Annotated in this window: 15 protein-coding genes; 1 reads left to right on the forward strand and 14 read right to left on the reverse strand. The window is 73.1% G+C overall.

Features of this window, described 5'->3' with window-relative positions:
• Nucleotides 1-16: 16 nt before the first annotated feature.
• Nucleotides 17-1,117 carry a citrate synthase 2 gene (locus ACFWBD_RS06195; protein WP_385663329.1) on the reverse strand — a complete coding sequence of 367 codons (1,101 nt, stop codon included), beginning with the start codon at nt 1,115-1,117 and terminating at the stop codon, nt 17-19.
• 398 nt (nt 1,118-1,515) lie between these two features.
• On the opposite strand from ACFWBD_RS06195, the gene pdxH reads away from it, so the two are divergent.
• On the forward strand, nt 1,516-2,196 hold the full coding sequence (pdxH, locus tag ACFWBD_RS06200; RefSeq protein ID WP_385663332.1) for a pyridoxamine 5'-phosphate oxidase: 681 nt from the start codon (nt 1,516-1,518) through the stop codon (nt 2,194-2,196).
• 225 nt (nt 2,197-2,421) lie between these two features.
• Here pdxH and ACFWBD_RS06205 read toward each other — a convergent pair whose 3' ends face one another.
• From ACFWBD_RS06205 to ACFWBD_RS06265, 13 genes are all read right to left on the reverse strand, one after another.
• On the reverse strand, nt 2,422-3,210 hold the full coding sequence (locus tag ACFWBD_RS06205) for a TetR family transcriptional regulator (protein WP_385663335.1): 789 nt from the start codon (nt 3,208-3,210) through the stop codon (nt 2,422-2,424).
• Nucleotides 3,198-3,944, reverse strand: a complete 747-nt coding sequence (locus ACFWBD_RS06210; RefSeq protein ID WP_385663339.1) for an enoyl-CoA hydratase family protein — start codon at nt 3,942-3,944, stop codon at nt 3,198-3,200. The genes ACFWBD_RS06205 and ACFWBD_RS06210 overlap by 13 nt, the downstream gene beginning before the upstream one ends.
• Entirely contained in the window at nt 3,941-5,509 is a 1,569-nt protein-coding gene (locus ACFWBD_RS06215; RefSeq protein ID WP_385663342.1) for a 4-coumarate--CoA ligase family protein, read from the reverse strand. Before ACFWBD_RS06215 ends, ACFWBD_RS06210 begins: the two co-directional genes overlap by 4 nt.
• Nucleotides 5,510-5,553: 44 nt before the next feature.
• Nucleotides 5,554-6,699 (reverse strand): acyl-CoA dehydrogenase family protein, encoded by a 1,146-nt coding sequence (locus ACFWBD_RS06220; protein WP_385663345.1) that lies wholly within the window; start codon nt 6,697-6,699, stop codon nt 5,554-5,556.
• A 43-nt stretch (nt 6,700-6,742) separates the two neighbouring features.
• The gene (locus tag ACFWBD_RS06225) at nt 6,743-8,590 is read right to left on the reverse strand and encodes an acetyl/propionyl/methylcrotonyl-CoA carboxylase subunit alpha (RefSeq protein ID WP_385663347.1); all 1,848 of its coding nucleotides are present in this window, start codon (nt 8,588-8,590) and stop codon (nt 6,743-6,745) included.
• Nucleotides 8,591-8,595: 5 nt separating this feature from the next.
• Complete coding sequence (locus tag ACFWBD_RS06230) at nt 8,596-10,194, reverse strand: acyl-CoA carboxylase subunit beta (protein ID WP_385663350.1); 1,599 nt, start codon at nt 10,192-10,194, stop codon at nt 8,596-8,598.
• Nucleotides 10,191-11,879 carry an acyclic terpene utilization AtuA family protein gene (locus ACFWBD_RS06235; protein ID WP_385663352.1) on the reverse strand — a complete coding sequence of 563 codons (1,689 nt, stop codon included), beginning with the start codon at nt 11,877-11,879 and terminating at the stop codon, nt 10,191-10,193. Before ACFWBD_RS06235 ends, ACFWBD_RS06230 begins: the two co-directional genes overlap by 4 nt.
• Complete coding sequence (locus ACFWBD_RS06240) at nt 11,876-12,670, reverse strand: TIGR03084 family metal-binding protein (protein ID WP_385663355.1); 795 nt, start codon at nt 12,668-12,670, stop codon at nt 11,876-11,878. The genes ACFWBD_RS06235 and ACFWBD_RS06240 overlap by 4 nt, the downstream gene beginning before the upstream one ends.
• Before the next feature lie 489 nt (nt 12,671-13,159).
• The gene (locus ACFWBD_RS06245; protein ID WP_385663358.1) at nt 13,160-14,128 is read right to left on the reverse strand and encodes a DMT family transporter; all 969 of its coding nucleotides are present in this window, start codon (nt 14,126-14,128) and stop codon (nt 13,160-13,162) included.
• Nucleotides 14,129-14,244: 116 nt separating this feature from the next.
• On the reverse strand, nt 14,245-16,581 hold the full coding sequence (locus ACFWBD_RS06250; RefSeq protein WP_385663361.1) for an ABC transporter transmembrane domain-containing protein: 2,337 nt from the start codon (nt 16,579-16,581) through the stop codon (nt 14,245-14,247).
• Nucleotides 16,582-16,652: 71 nt separating this feature from the next.
• Nucleotides 16,653-16,778 carry a hypothetical protein gene (locus ACFWBD_RS06255; protein ID WP_385663364.1) on the reverse strand — a complete coding sequence of 42 codons (126 nt, stop codon included), beginning with the start codon at nt 16,776-16,778 and terminating at the stop codon, nt 16,653-16,655.
• Between the two features lie 167 nt (nt 16,779-16,945).
• Nucleotides 16,946-18,070, reverse strand: coding sequence for a lipid II:glycine glycyltransferase FemX (locus tag ACFWBD_RS06260; protein WP_385663367.1), 1,125 nt, complete (start codon nt 18,068-18,070; stop codon nt 16,946-16,948).
• Nucleotides 18,071-18,204: 134 nt separating this feature from the next.
• Entirely contained in the window at nt 18,205-21,102 is a 2,898-nt protein-coding gene (locus tag ACFWBD_RS06265; RefSeq protein ID WP_385663370.1) for an FAD-binding and (Fe-S)-binding domain-containing protein, read from the reverse strand.
• Between the last annotated feature and the right edge of the window lie 15 nt (nt 21,103-21,117).

The following is a 21,117-nucleotide window of genomic DNA, read 5'->3' on the forward strand; positions in this document are numbered from 1 at the left end:
CGCCGGCGGGCCCGTCCTAGCCGCTGATGGCCCCGTAGCCCTCGATGTCCCGAGGGCTACGGGAGCCCGGTCCGATGTAACGGGCCGAGGGGCGGACCAGGCGGCCGGTGCGCTTCTGCTCCAGGATGTGCGCCGACCAGCCCGCCGTACGGGCGCAGGTGAACATCGAGGTGAACATGTGCGCCGGGACCTCGGCGAAGTCCAGGATGATGGCCGCCCAGAACTCGACGTTCGTCGCCAGGACCCGGTCGGGGCGGCGGGCGTGGAGTTCGGCGAGGGCCGCCTTCTCCAGGGCTTCGGCGATCTCGAAGCGCGGCGCCCCCAGCTCGCGGGCCGTACGGCGCAGCACACGCGCGCGTGGGTCCTCGGCGCGGTAGACGCGGTGGCCGAAGCCCATGAGCCGCTCACCCTTGTCGAGGGCCTGTTTGACGTACGCCTCCGCGTCCCCGGTCCGCTCGATCTCCTCGATCATGCCGAGGACGCGGGAGGGGGCGCCGCCGTGCAGCGGGCCCGACATGGCTCCCACGGCGCCGGACAGGGCGGCGGCGACGTCGGCGCCCGTGGAGGCGATCACCCGCGCCGTGAACGTGGACGCGTTCATGCCGTGTTCGGCGGCTGACGTCCAGTAGGCGTCGACCGCGGCCACGTGCTTGGGGTCCGGCTCGCCGCGCCAGCGGATCATGAACCGCTCGACGACGGACTGCGCCTTGTCGATCTCCCGCTGCGGGACCATCGGCCGGCCCTGGCCGCGCGCCGACTGGGCGACGTAGGAGAGGGCCATGACGGCGGCGCGCGCCAGGTCCGCGCGGGCCTGCTCGGCATCGATGTCGAGCAGGGGCTTGAGGCCCCAGACGGGCGCGAGCATGGCTAGCGCGGACTGCACGTCGACGCGGATGTCGCCGGAGTGGACGGGGATCGGGAACGGCTCGGCGGGCGGCAGGCCGGGGTTGAAGGCGCCGTCGACGAGCAGGCCCCAGACGTTGCCGAAGGAGACGTGGCCGACCAGGTCCTCGATGTCGACGCCCCGGTACCGCAGGGCGCCGCCCTCCTTGTCGGGTTCGGCGATCTCCGTCTCGAACGCGACGATTCCTTCGAGTCCGGGTACGAAGTCGGGCATCGGGCGGCTCCTCGTGATCTGTGCGACGGGATGTGCGGGACGGAAGGTGCGGAACGGGATGTGCGGAACGGGAGGTGTGAGACGGGACGCGTCCGGTGGATCGTGTGCGGAGGATCTGTGCGGCGGGTTGTGGATGACAGCGGGTGTGCGACGGGCGGCGCCGATGGTTCCACGGTCCTGTGCACCTCGGGTGCGAAGACTCGCGGTCCTGGGCGGTACTCCAGTGATGCCCCGTGCGGTCGTCGGTCACCCGACCGGCACCCCACCGGGACGGGACGGCGGCGACGGGTGCCTCTGCACCATATCCCCGAGTGCCACCATTGGGGAGTGGTCGCGGCACTCAGTGCCACCTTTGGTGGGCCGGTCTGCGGCGGTGGGTCATACGGCAGGATGACCACGTGACCGACGCAGACGCCGTCTCCCCCGGCCCCGCCCCCGATCCCGCCGCCATGCGCAAGCAGTACCGGGCCGAGGGGCTGTCCGAGGCCGAGCTGGCCGCCACGCCCGTGGAGCAGTTCGCCCGCTGGTTCAAGGACGCGGCCGTAGAGGCCCATCTCTTCGAGCCGAACGCCATGGTGGTCTCCACCGCGGACGCCGAGGGCCGGCCCGGCTCCCGCACGGTGCTGCTGAAGCACTTCGACGAGCAGGGCTTCGTCTTCTACACCAACTACGACTCCCGCAAGGCCCGCGACCTCGCCGAGAACCCGTACGTCTCGCTGCTCTTCCCCTGGCATCCGATGGCCCGGCAGGTCATCGTGCGGGGCGTGGCCCGGCGCACCGGGCGCGACGAGACCGCCGCGTACTTCCGGACCCGGCCGCACGGCTCCCAGCTCGGCGCCTGGGCCAGCGCCCAGTCCTCGGTGATCTCCACCCGCGCCGATCTCGACACCTCCTACGCCGAGCTGGCGGCCCGCTACCCGGAGGGCGAGCAGGTGCCGGTGCCGCCGCACTGGGGCGGTTTCCGGGTGGCCCCGCAGTCGGTGGAGTTCTGGCAGGGCCGCCTGAACCGGCTGCACGACCGGCTGCGGTACGTGGCGGAGGCGGACGGAAGCTGGCGGGTGGAGCGGCTCAGCCCGTGAGGGGGGCTTCGGACTGAGACCGGAACCGTCGGGACCGGGGGGCGGAGCCGTCGGACCAGGGGCGGGGCCGCCAGACCAGGGGCGGCGCCGCCAGACCAGGGGCGGGGCCGCCAGACCGGGGGCGGCGCCGTCGGACCGAGGCCAGGACCGTCGGACCGAGGGCAGGAACCGTCGGACCGAGGGCAGGAACCGTCGGACCGAGGCCAGGAACCGTCGGAGGTGGGTTCAGCCCAGCGTGTCGTCCAGCAGCCCGGCCCACTGCGCCACCACTCGCTCGCGGCGCCCCGCGTCGTCGGTGAGCAGGTTGGCGAGGCCGAGGCCGCGGGCCATGTCCAGCAGCCCCTGGACGGTCTCGCGGACGCCGGGCGCGGACTCGTCGGCGCCCAGGAGTTCGACGGCTATGCGGTGGCTCTCGCGGCCCACGCGGGCCTCCAGCTCGGTCACGCGCGGGCGCAGCTGCTCCTCGTTGGAGGCGGCCACCCACAGGTGCAGGGCGGCGCGGAAGAGGGGGCCGGTGTAGAGGCCCACGAGGGCGGTGACGACCGCGCGCCGGTCGCCCGTCGCACCCTGCGGGAACAGCGCGCGCAACGCCTCCGAGCGTTCCTCGGCGACGTACTCGACAGCCGCGGTGAAGAGGTCCTCGCGGGTGGGGAAGTGGTGCTGGGCCGCGCCCCGGGAGACGCCGGCGCGTTCGGCGACGACGGAGACCGTGGAGCCCGCCCAGCCGCGTTCGGCGAGACAGGCCACGGCGGCCGCCAGGAGCCGCTGCCGGGTGGCCCGGCTGCGGTCCTGCTTGGGCACCCGGTCACCCGACCCGCGGCCGCCCGGGGTGCGGTCGCCCGGGGTACGGTCGCCCGGGGCACGGCCGCCCGGGGTGCGGTCGTCCTGGGTCCGGCCGTCCTGGGTCCGGCCGTCTCCCGGGGTGCGGTCGTCCTGGGTCCGGTCGCCCGGGGTCCGGTCGTCCTGGGTTCGGTCGTCTCCCGGGGTGCGGTCGTCCGTGGTCACAACACCCATGGAGGATCCCGTCGTTCGAGGAAGGCCGTCATTCCCTCGCGGGCGTCGGGGCCGGCGAACAACGAGGCCGAGAGCCTGGTCATCTCGCCCGCGTCCTCGACGAAGGCCTCCAGCACCTTAGCCGTGAGCAGCTCCTTCGTCCTGGCCAGGGCCCCGGGTGCGGCCCGGCGCAGGCCGTCGAGGACGGGTGCGAGGGCTTCGTCCAGGTCGGCGTCGCCGGCCGACCGGGTGACGAGGCCGATCCGGGCCGCCTCGGCCGCGTCGAAGGTCTCGCCGGTGAGGCAGTAGCGGGCGAGGGCGCGCGGCTCGACGCGGGGCAGCAGCGGCAGCGAGATGACGGCGGGCGCGACCCCGATGCGCACCTCCGTGAACGCGAAGGTGGCCGTCCCGGAGGCGAACGCGATGTCACAGGCGCCGAGCACGCCCAGGCCGCCCGCCCGCACATGCCCGGCGACCCGGGCCACCACGGGCTTGCGCAGCTCGAGGAGCCGCTGGAGCAGCGCGGGCACCGCCTGGGGCGGCGGCGGGTCCTTCAGGTCGGCGCCCGCGCTGAAGGTGTTGCCGGTGTGGGTGAGGACGACGGCGCGTACGTCGTCGTCCTTGTCGCACCTGGCGAGCGCGTCCGTCAGTTCGCTCACGAGGGCGCCTGAGAGGGCGTTGCGGGTGGCGGGCGAGTCGAGGCTGAGGGTCTCGACTCCTCGGACGCGGGTCCGTCCGACCAGGGCGGTCGTCATGCACGCTCCCTCAGTTGGCGGCGCAGGATCTTCCCGGAGGCGGCGCGCGGCACGGCGTCGATGAAGGTGACCGCGCGGACGCGCTTGTAGGGGGCGACCCGCTCGGCGACGTACATCGCGATCTCGCCTTCGGAGAGGCCGGGTGACGTGGGCTGCCGGACCACGTACGCGTGCGGGACCTCGTTGCCGTCGTCGTTGTAGACGCCGATGACGGCCGCGTCCGCTATGCCGGGGTGGGTGAGCAGGAGGGCCTCGAGTTCGGCGGGGGCCACCTGGAAGCCCTTGTACTTGATCAGTTCCTTGACCCGGTCGACGACGAACAGCCAGCCGTCCGGGTCGACCCGCCCGACGTCGCCGGTGTGCAGCCAGCCGTCGCCGTCGATCATGTCGGCGGTGGCGTCGGGGCGCCCCAGGTAGCCCTTCATGATCTGCGGTCCCCGGATGAGGATCTCGCCGGGCTCGCCGACGTCGAGGTCCCTGTCGGGGTCGTCGAGGGAGACGATCCGCATCTCGGTGCCGGCGATGAGCTTGCCGACGGTGCCTGCGGGAGCGTCCCGCATGGCGTCGAGCGGGACGACATGGGTGCCCGGGGAGAGTTCCGTCATGCCGTAGGCCTGGCCGACCGGGGGCAGGCCCAGGCGCTCGGCGCAGGCGGCGGCGAGGCCGGCGTCCAGGGGCGCGGCCGCGCTGACGACGTACCGCAGGGACGACAGGTCGTACTGGGCGACCGCCGGGTGCTTGGCGAGGGCGAGGACGATCGGCGGGGCCACGTACAGGCCCGTGATGCGGTGGTTCTGGATGGCCGCGAGGAACGTCTCCAGGTCGAAGCGGGGCAGCACCACGACGGTGGCGCCCTCCCGCAGAGGCGCGTTCATCAGGGCGGTCAGGCCGTAGATGTGGAAGAAGGGCAGCACGGCGAGGATGCGGTCGCCGGGACCCGCGGACATCGCCGGCCGTAGCTGGGCGAGGTTGGTGGCGATCTGCCGGTGGGTGAGCATCACGCCCTTGGGGACGCCGGTGGTGCCGGAGGAGTACGGCAGGACCGCCACGTCCTCCACCGGGTCGATGTCCACCTGCGGTTCGGGGGCCGCCGAGGCGAGCATGTCGACGAGCGAGCGGTGCCCGGTGACGGTGTCACAGACGAAGATCTCCTTGACGCCGCCCGCGAGTTCGGCCGCCCGCCGGGCGGTCTGGAGCAGCGGGGAGACGGTGACGATCCAGCGGGCGGCGGAGTCGCCGAGCTGTTTGGCGAACTCCTCCGCGGTGGCGAGCGGGTGCACGGTGGTGACCGTGGCGCCCGCGCGCGTGGCCGCGTAGAAGGCGAGCGGGAAGGCGACGGTGTTGGGGCTGTGCAGGGCCAGTACGTCGCCCTTGCGGACCCCGGCCTCGGCGAGCGCGGCGGCGACCCGCCGGTGGAACCGGTCCACCTGGTCGTACGTGAGGGTGGTGCCGTCCGTGCCGTCGACGAGCGCCGGCAGTTCGCCGAACTCGGCGGCACGGCCCAGCACGGCGTCGTGGATGGGGAGTTCCACGGGCGGGACGTCTGCGAACTCGCTGCGGAACATGGTTCCTCCTCGCGCGCGCCGGACACGACGGTTGCCGGCTGCGGTCAGTACGACTTGGGCAGACCCAGGGTCTGGTGGGAGACGTAGTTGAGAATCATCTCCCGGCTCACCGGGGCGATACGAGCCACCCGGGAGGCGGTTATCAGTGAGGCGAGGCCGAACTCGCGCGTGAGGCCGTTGCCGCCGAGGGTGTGCACGGACTGGTCGACCGCCTTCACACAGGCCTCCCCGGCCGCGTACTTGGCCATGTTGGCGGCCTCGCCCGCGCCGACGTCGTCCCCCGCGTCGTACAGGTGGGCCGCCTTCTGCATCATCAGGCGGGCGAGTTCCAGGTCGATGTGGGCCTGCGCGAGGGGGTGCGCGATGGCCTGGTGGGCGCCGATCGGGCTCTTCCAGACGGTGCGGTCGCGCGCGTACTCGATGGCCTTGGAGAGCGCGTGACGCCCCATGCCGATCGCGAAGGCGGCCGTCATGATGCGCTCGGGGTTGAGTCCGGCGAAGAGCTGGAGCAGGCCCGCGTCCTCGTCGCCGACGAGCGCCTCCGCCGGGAGCCGCACGTCGTCCAGGACGAGCTCGAACTGCTTCTCCACGCTGGTCAGTTCCATGTCGATGCGGCGGCGGGAGAAGCCCTCGGCGTCACGCGGGACGATGAACAGGCAGGGCTTGAGACTGCCCGTGCGGGCGTCCTCGGTGCGGCCGACGATCAGGGTGGCGTCGGCGATGTCGACGCCGGAGACGAAGACCTTGCGGCCGGTCAGCAGCCAGTCGCCGCTCGCCGGGTCGCGGCGGGCGGTGGTGGTGATGCGGTGGCTGTTGGAGCCGGCGTCGGGTTCGGTGATGCCGAAGGCCATGAGGCGGCTGCCGTCGGCCAGGGCGGGGAGCCACTCCCGCTTCTGGGCCTCGGTGCCGAAGCGGGCGATGACCGTGCCGCAGATCGCCGGGGAGACGATCATCATCAGGAGCGGGGCTCCCGCGGCGCCGAGCTCTTCGAGGACCAGGGAGAGCTCGGTGATACCGCCGCCCCCGCCGCCGTACGCCTCCGGCAGGTTGACGCCGATGTAGCCGAGCTTGGCGGCTTCCTGCCAGAGGCCGCTCTTGTCCGCGTCGGAGTCGTGGGCGTGGCTTTTGGCGAAGGACGAGACTGCCCTGCGGAGTGCCTTGTGCTCGTCGGATTCGATCAGCGTGCTCAATGTGGCTCCTTCGTCTGCGGGTTCGTCGTGGCTTGTCGCGCCCCTAGGTTTCCTGCACTACCGCCAGCAGGGTGCCGACCTGCACCTGCTGTCCTGTCGTCACCGGCAACGCCGTCAGCGTCCCGTCCACCGGGGCCGCGATGACGTGTTGCATCTTCATCGCTTCGAGCCACAGCAGCGGTTCGCCGGCCCGGACACTCGATCCGGTGAGGAGACCGTCCGCGAGCTTGACGACCGTGCCGGGCATCGGCGCGAGCAGGGAGCCGGGGGCGTGCTGGTCCTCCGGGTCGGGGAAGCGCGGCAGGGCGGTGAGGGTGGCGCCGTTGACGTGGACGCGATCGCCGTAGCGGGCGACCTCGAAACGGCGCCGTACGCCGTCGATCTCCAGGACGACCAGGCCGGGGTCGGCGTGCACCACCTGTACGCCCTCGGCGGTGAGGCCGGTCCGGGTGTGGCGGTAGCGGACCTCCGTCTCCTCGCCCGCCGCCGCGTACCGCTTCGTCTGCGGCTGGGACGGCAGGTTGCGCCAGCCGCCCAGGGGCGAGCGGGTGCGCGCGTCCGCGAGGGCGGCGGCCAGCGGGGCGTACGGGTCGGGGGCCGGGACGGTGAGGTCGCCGAGGTGCCGGTCGTAGAAGCCGGTGTCCATGCGGGCGGAGGTGAACTCCGCGTGGCGCAGTGAGCGGACCAGCAGGTCGCGGTTGGTGACCGGGCCGTGCAGGACCGTGCGTTCCAGGGCGCCCGCGAGCTTGCGGATCGCTTCCGCGCGCGTGGGGGCATGGGCGACGACTTTGGCGAGCATGGGGTCGTAGTGGACGCCGATGTCGTCGCCGTCGCCGTAGCCGGTGTCCAGGCGGACGCCGTCGGGGACGGTCAGGCGGAGCAGCGTGCCGGTCTGCGGGGTCCAGTTGTTCGCCGGGTCCTCGGCGTAGAGGCGGGCCTCGACGGCGTGGCCACGCGCGCGTGGGGGCTCGGGGTCCAGGGCGGCGCCCTCCGCGACCCGGATCTGTTCGGCCACCAGGTCGAGGCCGAAGACGGCCTCCGTGACGGGGTGTTCGACCTGGAGGCGGGTGTTCATCTCCAGGAAGTGCGCGCGGCCGTCGGCGACGAGGAACTCGACGGTGCCGGCGCCGACGTACGAGACGGCCCGCGCGGCGCGCACGGCCAGCGTGCGCAGTTCCTCCGCCGACCGCTCGGACAGGCCCGGCGCCGGCGCCTCCTCGACGACCTTCTGGTGGCGCCGCTGGAGGGAGCAGTCGCGGGTGCCGAGCGCCCACACCGTGCCGTGCGTGTCGGCGAGGATCTGCACCTCGACATGGCGGCCGTTCTCGACGTACGGCTCGACGAACACCTCGCCGTCACCGAAGGCGCTCGCGGCCTCGGCGCGGGCTCCCTCCAGCGCGGGCCCCAGCTCCGCCAGACGGCGCACGATGCGCATACCGCGCCCGCCCCCGCCCGCGGCCGCCTTCACCAGCACCGGCAGATCGGCCTGCGTCACCTCGTCCGGGGCAAGCGGGGCGAGCCCCATGAGCTGCTTGGCGCGTGTCTTGGACGCCATCGCCTCGATCGCCTCGGGCGGCGGCCCGATCCAGACGAGGCCCGCGTCCAGGACGGCGCGCGCGAAGCCGGCGTTCTCGGAGAGGAAGCCGTAGCCGGGGTGCACGGCGTCCGCGCCCGCGCCGACGGCGGCCTTCACCACGAGGTCGGCTCGCAGGTAGGTGTCCGCGGGCGCGCTGCCCGGCAGTCGTACGGCCGCGTCGGCCACGCGCGCGTGGAGGGCGTCCGCGTCGGCGTCCGAGTGCACGGCGACGGTACGGATGCCCGCCTCGCGGCAGGTGCGGAAGACGCGGCAGGCGATCTCGCCGCGGTTGGCCACCAGAACGGAAGTAATCATGAGCCTCACATCCGGAAGACGCCGAAGCCGCCCCGCGCGCCTTCGAAGGGCGCGGAGTGGACGGCCGACAGGCACAGGCCGAGAACGGTGCGGGTGTCGCGCGGGTCGATGACACCGTCGTCGTACAGCCGCCCGGACAGGAACATCGGCAGCGACTCGGACTCGATCTGCTGCTCCACCATGGCGCGCAGGGCGGCGTCCGCGTCGTCGTCGTAGGGCAGGCCCTTCGCGGCCGACGACTGCCGGGCGACGATCGACAGGACCCCGGCGAGCTGCTGCGGGCCCATCACCGCCGACTTGGCGCTCGGCCAGGCGAAGAGGAACCGGGGGTCGTAGGCGCGCCCGCACATGCCGTAGTGGCCGGCCCCGTACGAGGCGCCCATGAGGACGGACAGGTGCGGGACCTTCGAGTTGGCGACCGCGTTGATCATCATCGCGCCGTGTTTGATGATGCCGCCCTGCTCGTACTCCCTGCCGACCATGTAGCCGGTGGTGTTGTGCAGGAAGAGGAGCGGGATGTCGCGCTGGTTGGCGAGCTGGATGAACTGGGCGGCCTTCTGGGATTCCGCGCTGAACAGCACGCCCTGGGCGTTGGCCAGGATGCCGACCGGGTAGCCGTGCAGGGTCGCCCAGCCGGTGACGAGGCTCGTCCCGTAGAGGGGCTTGAACTCGTCGAAGTCGGAGGCGTCGACGATCCGGGCGATCACCTCGCGCGGGTCGAAGGGGGTGCGCAGATCCCCGGGGACGATGCCCAGGAGTTCGTCCTCGTCATACCTGGGAGGGACGGCCGGGCCCGGATCCCGGTACGCCTTGCGGTGGTTGAGACGGGCCACCACGCGGCGCGCCTGCCGCAGCGCGTCCCGCTCGTCGACGGCGAAGTGGTCGGCGAGGCCGGACACGCGCGCGTGCATCTCCGCGCCGCCCAGGGACTCGTCGTCGCTCTCCTCGCCGGTGGCCATCTTCACCAGGGGCGGTCCGCCGAGGAACACCTTCGCCCGCTCCTTGACCATGATCGCGTGGTCGGACATGCCGGGGATGTACGCGCCGCCCGCGGTCGAGTTCCCGAAGACGACGGCGACGGTCGGGATCCCGGCGGCGGAGAGCCGGGTCAGGTCGCGGAAGACGGCCCCGCCCGGGATGAAGATCTCCTTCTGCGACGGCAGGTCGGCCCCGCCCGACTCCACCAGGCTGATGCAGGGCAGCCGGTTGGCGAGGGCGATGTCGTTGGCGCGCAGGGCCTTCTTCAGGGACCAGGGGTTGCTGGCGCCTCCGCGGACGGTCGGATCGTTGGCGGTGATCAGGCACTCCACGCCCTCGACGACCCCGATGCCGGTGATGAGGGAGGCTCCCACCGTGTAGTCGCTTCCCCAGGCGGCCAGCGGCGACAGTTCCAGGAACGGCGTGTCGGGGTCGAGGAGCAGCTCGATGCGCTCACGGGCGAGGAGCTTGCCGCGCGCACGGTGCCTGGCGACGTACTTCTCCCCTCCCCCCGCGAGCGCCTTCGCGTGCTCGGTGTCGAGGTCGGCGAGCTTGGCGAGCATGGCCTCGCGGTGCGCGCGGTAGTCGGGGCCCTGGGTGTCCAGGGCGGACGTGAGAGCCGTCACAGGAGGGCCTCCGGGATGTCCAGGTGTCGGGAGCGCAGCCATTCGCCGAGTGCCTTGGCCTGCGGGTCGAAGCGGTGCTGGGCGGCCACCCCGGCGCCGAGGACCCCCTCGACGACGAAGTTCAGGGCGCGCAGCCGGGGCAGGGTGTGACGGGTGACGGTCAGCTCGCGGCTCTCGGGGACCAGCTGCCGGAACCTGTCGGCCGTCAGTTCGTGGGCGAGCCAGCGCCAGGCCTCGTCCGTGCGGGCCCACACGCCCACGTTGGCGTTGCCGCCCTTGTCGCCGCTGCGGGCGCCGGCCACGAGCCCGAGGGGGGCGCGCCGTACGGGGCCGGGAGGCAGCGGATCCGGCAGGTCCGGTTCCGGTACCTCCCGAAGTACGAGGGTGCCGGCGGCCGGGGGCGCGGCAACGGCCAGGCGGCGGCCGTCGTCGAGGACGGCGATGTGCTCGACGTCCTCCTGCGGCACGTACGCGGCCTCGAACACCCCGTAGGGGGAACCCTTCCCGGGCGGTGCGAGCACATGGAAGCCGGGATAGCTGGCCAGCGCCAGTTCCACGGCCGCCCCGCTCAACGCCCGTCCCACGGCTCCCTGGTCGGGGTCGCGTACGACGAGCCGGAGGAGGGCGCTCGCGGTCTCCTCGGTGTCGGCGTCGGCCCGGTCGGTGCGGACCAGTTCCCAACGGACCTCCGCCGGGCGTGCTTTGAGGAAAGCCTGCGCCATCTGTTCCCGCACGAGCGCGGCCTTGGCCTCGATGTCCAGGCCGGTGAGCACGAAGACGACCTCGTTGCGGAAGCCGCCGAGGCGGGTGCGGCCGACCTTGAGGGTCGGCGGCGGGGCCTCCCCGCGCACGCCGTGGATCCGTACCCGGTCGGGGCCGTCCTGGGTGAGCCGTACGGTGTCCAGGCGGGCGGTGACGTCGGGTCCTGCGTACCGGGCGCCCGTCGTCTCGTACAGCAGCTGGGCGGTCACCGTGCCGACGTCGACGAAGCCGCCGGTGCCGGGGTGCTTGGTGATGACACAGCTGCCGTCCTCGTGGACCTCGGCGAGCGGGAAGCCGGGTCGCCGCAGGTCACGGCCGCCCTCGGCGAAGAAGGCGTAGTTGCCGCCGGTGGCCTGCGTCCCGCACTCCAGGACGTGTCCGGCGACGACGGCGCCCGCGAGCCGGTCGTACTCCTCGGGCTCCCAGCCGAAGTGGGCGGCGGCGGGGCCGGTGACGAGGGCCGCGTCGGTGACCCGTCCGGTGACGACGATGTCCGCGCCCTCGCGCAGACACGCGGCGATGCCGGAGCCGCCGAGGTAGGCGTGGGCGGTGAGGCTGCCCGGATAGCGGGCGCCGAGGTCGTCGCCCTCGACGTGCGCGACGCGTGCCGGGATGCCGAGCCGGGCCCCCAACTGCCGTACGGCGTCGGCGAGTCCGGCCGGGTTGAGACCTCCGGCGTTGGTGACGACGCGTACGCCGCGGTCGTGGGCGAGGCCGAGGGACTCCTCCAGCTGCCGGAGGAAGGTGCGGGCGTATCCGCCTGCGGGGTTCTTCAGCCGGTCGCGGCCGAGGATCAGCATGGTCAGCTCGGCGAGGTAGTCGCCGGTGACGACGTCGAGTTCGCCGCCGGTGAGCATGTCGCGCAGGGCGTCGAAGCGGTCGCCGTAGAAGCCGGAGGCGTTGCCTATGCGCAGGACCGTCACCGGGTTGCCTCCTTGGGCGGACGGCCGCTGCCGGGCGGGCCCGCGAAGGCCTGGGCGATGTCCAGCCAGCGGTCGGCGTCGGGGCCCTCGGCGCGCAGGGCGAGGTCGGCGCGGTGGGCGCGCTGGGTGACCAGGAGACAGAAGTCGAGGGCGGGGCCGGTCACGCGATCCGTGGCGTCCTCGGGGCCGTATGTCCACAACTCGCCGGACGGGCCGTCGAGTTCGACGCGGAACTCCTCGAACGGCGTGGGCAGTCCGTGCACGCCGAAGGCGAAGTCGCGGGTGCGGACGCCGAGGCGGACGATGTGCCGGAGCCGGTCGGTGGGTGCGGGCGCCTCGCCCAGCGCGTCCGCCACGTCCTGGCCGTGGGCCCAGGTCTCCATGAGCCGGGCGGTGGCCATGGATGCGGCCGACATGGGCGGCCCGTACCAGGGGAAACGAGCTCCCGCGGGCGCCTTCCGCAGGGCGTCCGCGAGGGCCTCGCGACCGGCCCGCCAGTCCGCGAGCAACCGCTCGGGCGGCTTGGCGGCCCCCTCCCGCGCGCCGTTGTCGACGAAGTCCCCGGGCGCGGCGAGCGCCTTCTCGACCTCACGGGCGAACGCGTCCTGATCGGTCACGGCCAGCACGGAGGAGTGGTCGGTCCAGGCGAGGTGCGCGATCTGGTGGGCGACGGTCCAGCCGGGGGCGGGGGTCGGGAGCGTCCACCGCTCGGGACTCAACTCGGCTACCAGCCTGTCGAGTTGATCGCTTTCGGCGCGGAGGTCGTCGAGCACGGGCGTCGGGTCGGCCATGGGGTGGAGCATGGCAGCGGGGCAAGAAACAATCAAGCATGCTTGCATTAATTTCCCTCCACCCGCTCCTCGATCGACGTCGGGCGGGAAGAGACGCGGCCGTCCGCCTCCGGCCCGGTCAGTCGTCGACCGCGGGTGCCGGCAGGACGCCCGGACACGCACCGGAAACGGCCGGCCGCCGACGCCCCTCGCGCCTGCCCAGCGCCGCGAGGGCCAGGGTCACGGCGACCGAGCCCGCCGCCGTCAGCGCCATCGCGGCGGCCGGGGAGATCAGTTGGGCCAGCGTGCCCGCGAGGACGGCGCCGACGCCCCGCAGCGCGGCCCTGCCGGTGACGTGCAGGCCGAGAGACTGCCCCGCGAGTTCGTCGGGGGTGAACCGGCACCCCCGCCTCGGCCGGATCGAGCCCTTGCCGCACTCCCTTGAGTACGACCCGACCGGTCGTCGTGACCGGGCCGCCTCCGGCGGTCCGTGGGCGGTCGAGGCGTCCGTCAGGCCTCCGGGACCGCCGGCTTCGACCGCCCCACCTGCGTCCGGACCGCGCCCATGCTCGCCGCGACGACCAGGGCGATCGCGGCCGCCTGGATCGTGGTCAGGGTCTGGTCGAGGATCAGGAAGCCCGCGACGGCGGCGACGGCCGGCTCCAGACTCATCATGATCGCGAAGGTGGAGGCGGGCATGCGGCGCAGGGCGAGGAGTTCGAGGGTGTAGGGGAGGACCGAGGAGAGCAGGGCCACCGCCGCGCCCAGGCCCAGCGTCACCGGGTCGGCCAGTTTCGTGCCCGACTCGGCGAGGCCCAGCGGGAGGAAGAGCAGCGCGCCCACCGCCATCGCCAGCGCCAGACCGTCCGCCTGCGGGAAACGGCGGCCGGTGCGGGCGCTGAAGACGATGTACGCCGCCCACATCGCCCCCGCCCCCAGCGCGAACGCGACACCCGCCAGGTCGAGGCCGCCGCCGAACCCCCCGCCGTGCCCGCCGTCCCCGCCGCCCCCGCTGAGCAGGAAGACGCCCGCGAGAGCCAGGCCGGCCCAGACGAGGTTCAGCGCGCGGCGCGAGACCACGACCGACAGTGCGAGGGGGCCGAGGACCTCGAGCGTCACCGCCGCGCCCAGCGGGATGCGGTCCACCGCCTGGTAGAAGAGGCCGTTCATCGCGGCCATCGTGACGCCGAAGGCGACGACCGTGCCCCAGTCCGTGCGGGAGTGGCCGCGCAGCCGTGGCCGGCAGATCACCAGCAGGACCACCGCCGCCACCAGGAGCCGCAGCGCCACCACGCCCAGCGCGCCCGCCCTCGGCATCAGCGTCACCGCCAGCGCGCCGCCGAACTGCACCGAGATGCCTCCGGCGAGCACGAGGCCGACCGGGCCGAGGGCTCCCAGACGGCCCGGGGATCCGGGGGCGCCGGCCGCTGGGGCGGTGGGGGCGAGCTGGGGTGTGGCGGCGGTGCCGGGGGCAGTCACGGGCGGTCCTGGGGCTCGACTCGAGGTGTGTACATCACGCTGCACTGTCAAGTCCAGGGTAATGGACTTCGTCAGGTGTGTGAAGCCGTCATGCCACTGTCTCGGGCTGTGAGACGTCAGATGCCCGGCGGCGCCCCGTACTCCTCGTCGCGGAACAGCGGACGGCCGTCGGCGAGGGTCGTCGGGACGGTTCCGTACATCCCGGGAGCGGGCTGCCCCACGCCCCAGGCCGTGGCTCCGACTCCGGCGCCGGATGCGGCTCCGGCGCCGGAAGCCCCGGCTGCGGCAAACGCCTCAGGGGCGCGGACCCCGGGCGTGTGCGCCTCCGGGGCGTACGCCTCCTGGACGTATGCCTCCGGAACGTATTCCTCCGGGGCGGGCCCCTGCCCGTACGCCTGCCCGTGCCCGTATGCTTCCCCGTTCCCGTACGCCTGCCCGTGCCCATAGGCCTGCCCGTACCCGTAGCCCTGCCCGTAGGGGTCGGTGTGACCGGCGTATCCGTGGTCGTATCCGTCGCCGTACCCGTACGCCTGGTACCCGTACGCCTGGTACCCGTATGCCTGGTACCCGTACGCCTGGGGTGCCGCCGTCGGCGTCTCTGCCGCCGGTCCCGCCGCGAACAGCGGCAACCGCAGCTCGCCCGTGTCCATCACGGCGTTGTTCTGCGAGCGGTGCAGCCGGGCGTAGGCGCCGCCGCGGGCCAGGAGTTCCTCGTGCCGGCCCGTCTCCACGACCCGGCCGCCGTCCACCACGAGGATGCGGTCGGCGTCGGGGGCGAGGTTGAGGTCGTGGGTGATCATGATCGTGGTGCGGCCCGCCATCAGGCGGCGCAGGGGCTTCACGACCCGACGGGCGGCGATCGCGTCCAGGCCGGTGGTCGGCTCGTCCAGGACCAGGACCGGCGCGTCGCGCAGGATCGCCCGGGCGATCGCCAGGCGTTGGAGCTGGCCGCCGGAGAGGCGGGCGGAGTTGGGGTCGACCCTGGTGTCGTAGCCGTCGGGAAGTGCGGCGATGAAACCGTGCGCGTCGGCCGCCCGGGCCGCCTCCTCGATCGCCTGGTCGCTGGCGCCGGGCCGACCGCAGGCGATGTTCGCGCGGACGGTGTCGTGCAGGACGAGCGTCTCCTGCGGGAGCAGGGTCACGTACTCACGCAGCCGGGCCAGGGGGAAGTCCCGTAGGGGCACGCCGTCGAGCAGGACATCGCCCGCGTCCGGGTCGTAGAAGCGCAGCAGCAGCTTGGAGACGGTGGACTTGCCCGCGCCGCTCGGACCGGTGATGATCACCAGCTCGCCGGGGCGCACGGTGAACGACAGTCCCCGCAGGGCGCTCCGGTCCGCGCCGGGGTAGCGGAAGCCGACGTCCCTCACCTCGACCGTGCCGTCCGGGCGGCCCACCTCCACCCCGCCCGCGGGGTCGCCGACCGAGGGTTCGACGTCCAGGATCTCGATCAGCCGTTCCGCGCCCGCCGTGGCCGCGGTGACGGTCAGGCCGAGCTGGGCCAGACCCTGGACGGGGGGGTAGAGGTAGCCGAGGAAGGCGGCGAAGGCGAGGAGCTGGCCGAGGGTCATCCGGCCGGTGGAGATCTCCCAGGCGCCGATGCCGATCACCGCGAGCACGCAGACCGTCTCGATGACCTGCACCGACTGCTCGTACGCCTCGTTCAACCGGGTCGACCGGACGGACGCGCGGAACCAGGCGGTCGCCTCCTCGTGCAGACGCCGGCGTTCGGCGTCGCGACGGTCGTAGGCCTGGGTGAGGACGATGTTGCCGAGGGACTCCTCGACGACGGAGGTGATCGCGCCGTCCGCCACCCGGCCCGCCCTCGACACGTCCTTGATGGAGCCGGAGAAGCGGCGGGCGGCCAGCCAGAAGAGCGGGGCCAGGACGAACGTGGCGACGGCCAGGTCCCAGCGCAGCCAGAACGCGGCGGCCGCGTAGAAGAGCGCGCTGAAGACCGCCGAGGCGGCGCCCACCAGCCCGGACACCACCATCGTCTCGATGGCCTCGACGTCACTCGTCAGGCGGGACAACAGGTCGCCCTGGCGGTGACGTTGGAAGAAGTGGGGCGGCAACCGCTGTACGTGGTCGAAGACATGCTCGCGCAGCCGCATGACGAAGCGTTCGGTGGCCCATGCGGCCAGGGAGTTGCCGGCGTAGGCGATGAACGCGCCGACGACGGCGACGCCCAGCCACTTCGCGGCCGGCGCCCAGAACGCGGCGAGCGAGCCCTGTCGCAGGGCGTTGTCGGTGAGTTCACCGAAGAGCAGGATCGCCTCGGTCTCGGCGAGCGCGGCGAGGACCGTGCACACCCAGACGATCACCAGCCACTTCCGCAGTCCTCTGGTCAGCGGAAAGAAGCGGCGGAACGCGGTGCGGGCCGGAATGGCGGGAGTTCCGTACTCGAATTCTTCTTCCTCCGCACCGTCCTCCCCTTCCTCATATTCCCTGCCCATTTCGCGCCTCCAGCTCAGGAATAATAAAAAGAAGGGCCGACGGTGCACCATCGGCCCTTTTCAGGAGCTGCTCAGCTGTCCCGGCCGGGAAGCGGCGGCTGCGGCTGGAGCTTCTTCTTCGGCTTGGGCTTCGGCGGAGGCGGGAGCTGCTTCGACTTGGGCTTGGGGGGCAGCGGGGCAAGCTTCTTGAAGCTCATTGCGACTCCTAGGGGGAGATGGCGCTTTACTTTCGTCAACCGTTCGGGAATTCCGCGTCCGGTTCCCGACATCCAGAAACTTACACGCTTCTCATTCAAGCGAACGTCAAAACGAGCAAAGCCCTCCTGTGAATACCCTTGGAGAACCTGGGAGTTCGCGCAGGCGGCTATCTGCGCGCCATGTAGAGGTCCAGCACCCTGTGCAGCAGCTTGTTGAGCGGGAAGTCCCACTCGCCCAGGTACTCCACGGCCTGTCCGCCCGTGCCCACCTTGAACCGGAGCAGGCCGAGCAGGTGGTTGGACTCCTCCAGGGTGTCGGTGATGCCCCTCAAGTCGTAGACGGCGGCGCCGAGTTCATGGGCGTCGGCCATCATGCGCCACTGCATGGCGTTGTTCGGCTGGACCTCGCGCCTGCGGCCGGTGGAGGCGCCGTAGGAGTACCAGACGTGCTCGCCGACGGTCAGCATGGTCGCCGCGGCGAGCACCTCGCCGTCGTGGTGGGCGAGGTAGAGCCGCATACGGTCGGGGTGTTCGGCGTTCAGCGCGCTCCACATGCGCTGGAAGTAGGACAGGGGACGCGGGATGAAACGGTCGCGTCCGGCGGTCTCGGTGTACAGCCCGTAGAACGCCGGGAGGTCCTCAGCGCCGCCCCGGACGACCTTCACGCCCGCCTTCTCGGCCTTCTTGATGTTGCGCCGCCACTGCTGGTTGAGGCCGCTGTGGACGTCCTCCAGCGTGCGTCCGGCGAACGGGATCTGGAAGACGTAGCGGGGCTGACCGGCCGCGAAGCCGTCCTCCGTGCCCGGCTCGGTCTGCTGCCAGCCGGCCCGGCGCAGCCGGTCGGCGACCTCCAAGGCGCGCGGGTCGTACGAGCTCGCCTCGGCGTCCCGCAGCCGGTGGGCACCCGGATCGGCGATGGCCGCCTTGACCGCGTCGGCGCTCCACCGCCGTACGACGACGGGCGGGCCCATCTTCACCGAGAACGCCCCCCGCGCCTTCAGCCACGCGAGCATCGGCTCCAGCCAGCGTTCGGCCAGATCCGGCGCGTGCCAGTCGATGACCGGCCCCTCGGGCAGATACGCCAGGTACTTCTTCAGCCTCGGCAGCGGCCGCAGCAGCACCAGCCCCACCCCCACGAGCGCACCCGTCCCGTCGGTCCAGCCCAGGCTCCGCGCCCGCCAGTCCGGCTTCACGTCGCCCCACGACGGGATCTGCATATGACTGGCGGAGGAGCGGGCCGCGACGAACGCCAGGTGCTCCTCACGGGTGATGGACCGGACACGCAGGCTCATACAGGGAACCCCTTCGAATCATTGTTCGAATCGCCCGTTCGCATCGCCGGACGACCGTCCCGGCCAGCGTAGGAGCCGCCCCCGCCCGTCCCGGGGTCAGCCACGCCCGCCACCGCCCGCGCAGCCCCCTCCCCTCAGCGCTCCCGTCCCTCGTCCTCCAGATGGTCTGCCAGGACCTCCGCGAGGTGTCTTCCCCGTGCCCCCGCCAGCTGGTCCAGCTGGGTGCGGCAGGAGAAGCCGTCCGCCAGGACCACCGCTCCCTCGGGGGCGTCCCGCACGGCCGGCAGGAGCTGCTCCCGCGCGCAGGCCGCCGACACCTCGAAATGGCCCTTCTCGAAGCCGAAGTTGCCGGCGAGGCCGCAGCACCCGCCGCTCAGGTCGCCGGTGAGACCCGCGGCCTCGCGCAGCCGCCGCTCGGCCGCGTCGCCCAGGACCGCATGCTGGTGGCAGTGGGTCTGGCCGACCGCCGGACGGTCCAGGCGCGGCGGGGTCCAGTCGGGCGCGTGCCGCTCCAGAGCCTCCGCGAAGGTCAGGACGCGGGCGGCGAGGCGGGCCGCGCGCGGGTCGTCGTGCAGCACCTCGGGCAGATCGGTGCGCAGGGCGGCCGCGCAGCTCGGCTCCAGGACGACCACCGGCGCGGCCGTCTCCAGCACCGGCTCCATCAGGTCGAGCGTGCGGCGCAGCACCACGCGCGCGTGGTCGAGCTGGCCGGTGGAGACGTACGTCAGCCCGCAGCAGACCCGGCCCCGGCGGGCGGTCAGCAGCGCGGCCGCGCTCCTGGAACGGCCGTCGCCCACCGGCCGGCCCCGCATCCGCAGGGTCGGCGGCAGCGCCACCCGCAGCCCCGCGTCCTCCAGGACCCGCACGGCGGCCCGGCCCACGGACGGTGAGAGGTGCTCGGTGAAGGTGTCGGGCCACAGGACGACCAGGTCGCCGGCCCGCCCCGGCCCGGGAGCGGGCGCCCTGCGCCGCCACCACCCGCTGAACGTCTCCCGCGCCAGCCGCGGGATGTCCCGCTCGGCCGCGATCCCGCCCAGCCGCTTGGCGACGCCCGCCAGTGTGCCGACCGAGGCGAGCGCGTTCAGCGGGACGGCCGCCCGCAGCCGGCTCGCCCACCGCAGCCACACCGGCAGCCACCCCATGCTGTAGTGGGCGGCCGGACGCCGGCGCCCCTCGTAGTGGTGGTGCAGGAACTCCGCCTTGTAGGTGGCCATGTCGACCTCGACGGGGCAGTCGGAGCGGCAGCCCTTGCAGGACAGGCACAGGTCGAGCGCGTCCCGGACCTCCGTGGAACGCCAGCCGTCGGTCACCAGCTCCCCGGCCAGCATCTCGTGCAGCAGCCGGGCACGCCCGCGCGTGGAGTGCTCCTCCCGGCCCGTGACCCGGAACGACGGACACATCACCCCCGCCCCCGGCACGGACCCCGGCACCGTCGTCGTACGGCACTTCGCGACGCCGACGCACCGGCGCACCGCCGCCGAGAAGTCACCGCCGTCGGACGGGTAGCCGAAGGCCACGTCGACCGGCTCGCGCGGGAGCACGGCGAAGCGCAGATTGCCGTCGAGGGGCGCGGGACGCACCAGCATCCCCGGGTTGAGGAGGTCGTCCGGGTCCCAGACCGCCTTGGCCCGCTCGAACAGCGCGACCATGTCCTGCCCGTACATCCTCGGCAGCAGCTCGGCCCGGGCCTGTCCGTCGCCGTGTTCGCCGGAGAGGGAGCCGCCGTGCGCCACGACCAGTTCGGCAAGTTCCTCGGAGAACCGACGGAAGCGGGCGATCCCCGCCCCCGTCAGCAGGTCGAAGTCGATACGGACGTGGATGCAGCCGTCCCCGAAGTGCCCGTACGGCGTACCGCGCAGACCGTGGCCGGTGAGCAGCACCCGGAAGTCCCGCAGGTACGCGCCGAGCCGGGCCGGCGGCACCGCGCAGTCCTCCCAGCCGGGCCAGGCCTCCGTGCCGTCCGGCATGCGGGTCGCCGTCCCGCTCGCGTCCTCGCGGATCCGCCACAGCGCCCGCTGCCCGGCGGGATCCCGTACGACCCGCGCGTCCAGGACGTCCGCCGCGCGCACGACGGCCTGCGCACGCGCGCGTGCCTCGCTCTCCGACTCGCCGCCCGTCTCCACGAACAGCCAGGCCCCGCCCCGCGGCAGCCCGGCCGCCGCGCCGGGCGGCACCAGGTCGGCCGCCATCCCCTCCACCGTCAGCGGCCCGAACGGCAGCAGCCCGGCCGCCGCCTCGGCGGCCGCGCCCTCGTCGGCGTACCCGAGCACCGCGAGCACGCGCGCGCGTGGAGCCTCGACGAGCCGTACGACGGCCTCCGTGAGCACGCCCAGGGTGCCTTCGCCGCCGCAGAAGGAACGGGCGACGTCGGCGCCGTTCTCCGGCAGCAGCGCGTCCAGCGCGTACCCCGAGATGCGGCGGGGCAGCTCGGGAAAGCCGGTCCGCAGCCGGGCGAGCTCCCCGTCCACCAGTGAGCGCAGGCCGTCCGGCGCCCCCGCCCACCCCTGCCCGAGCCGCAGCAGCCACCCCCGCGCGGTGACGACCTCCAGCTCGCGCACACCGTCCGCCGTCGTCCCCCACGCCACCGAGTGGGAGCCGCACGAGTTGTTGCCGATCATCCCGCCGAGCGTGCAGCGGCTGTGGGTGGACGGGTCGGGGCCGAAGCGCAGCCCGTGCGGGGCGGCGGCCTCCTGGAGCCGGTCGAGGACCAGCCCCGGCTGCACGACGGCCGTCCGCGCCTCCGGATCCAGGGCGACCAACCGGTTCATATGACGGGTGAAGTCCAGCACCACACCCGTTCCGGTGGCCTGCCCCGCGATGGACGTACCGCCGCCGCGCGCGACGACCGGCACACCGTGCGACCGGCACACGGCGAGCACCGCCGCCACGTCGCCGGCATCCCGCGGGGCCACGACCCCGAGCGGGACCCGCCGGTAATTGGACGCGTCCATGGTGGTGAGCGCCCGGGAGGTCACGTCGAACGCGACCTCGCCCCGGACGACCTTGCGCAGATCGGCTTCGAGATCCGTCATGGGTCCACCCAACCA

The sequence above is a fragment of the Streptomyces sp. NPDC060002 genome (assembly GCF_042737245.1).
In the GTDB taxonomy this organism is placed as follows: Bacteria; Actinomycetota; Actinomycetes; order Streptomycetales; family Streptomycetaceae; genus Streptomyces.

Excerpts from the sequence above, each read along its gene's own strand:
- ACFWBD_RS06210 (WP_385663339.1), bottom strand. The coding sequence starts at position 3,944 with ATGACGACCGCCCTGGTCGGACGGACCCGCGTCCGAGGAGTCGAGACC.
- ACFWBD_RS06260 (WP_385663367.1), bottom strand. The coding sequence starts at position 18,070 with ATGAGCCTGCGTGTCCGGTCCATCACCCGTGAGGAGCACCTGGCGTTC.
- ACFWBD_RS06195 (WP_385663329.1), bottom strand. The coding sequence starts at position 1,117 with ATGCCCGACTTCGTACCCGGACTCGAAGGAATCGTCGCGTTCGAGACG.
- ACFWBD_RS06215 (WP_385663342.1), bottom strand. The coding sequence starts at position 5,509 with ATGTTCCGCAGCGAGTTCGCAGACGTCCCGCCCGTGGAACTCCCCATC.
- ACFWBD_RS06250 (WP_385663361.1), bottom strand. The coding sequence starts at position 16,581 with ATGGGCAGGGAATATGAGGAAGGGGAGGACGGTGCGGAGGAAGAAGAA.
- ACFWBD_RS06255 (WP_385663364.1), bottom strand. The coding sequence starts at position 16,778 with ATGAGCTTCAAGAAGCTTGCCCCGCTGCCCCCCAAGCCCAAGTCGAAG.
- ACFWBD_RS06265 (WP_385663370.1), bottom strand. The coding sequence starts at position 21,102 with ATGACGGATCTCGAAGCCGATCTGCGCAAGGTCGTCCGGGGCGAGGTC.
- ACFWBD_RS06240 (WP_385663355.1), bottom strand. The coding sequence starts at position 12,670 with ATGGCCGACCCGACGCCCGTGCTCGACGACCTCCGCGCCGAAAGCGAT.
- ACFWBD_RS06205 (WP_385663335.1), bottom strand. The coding sequence starts at position 3,210 with ATGGGTGTTGTGACCACGGACGACCGCACCCCGGGAGACGACCGAACC.
- ACFWBD_RS06225 (WP_385663347.1), bottom strand. The coding sequence starts at position 8,590 with ATGATTACTTCCGTTCTGGTGGCCAACCGCGGCGAGATCGCCTGCCGC.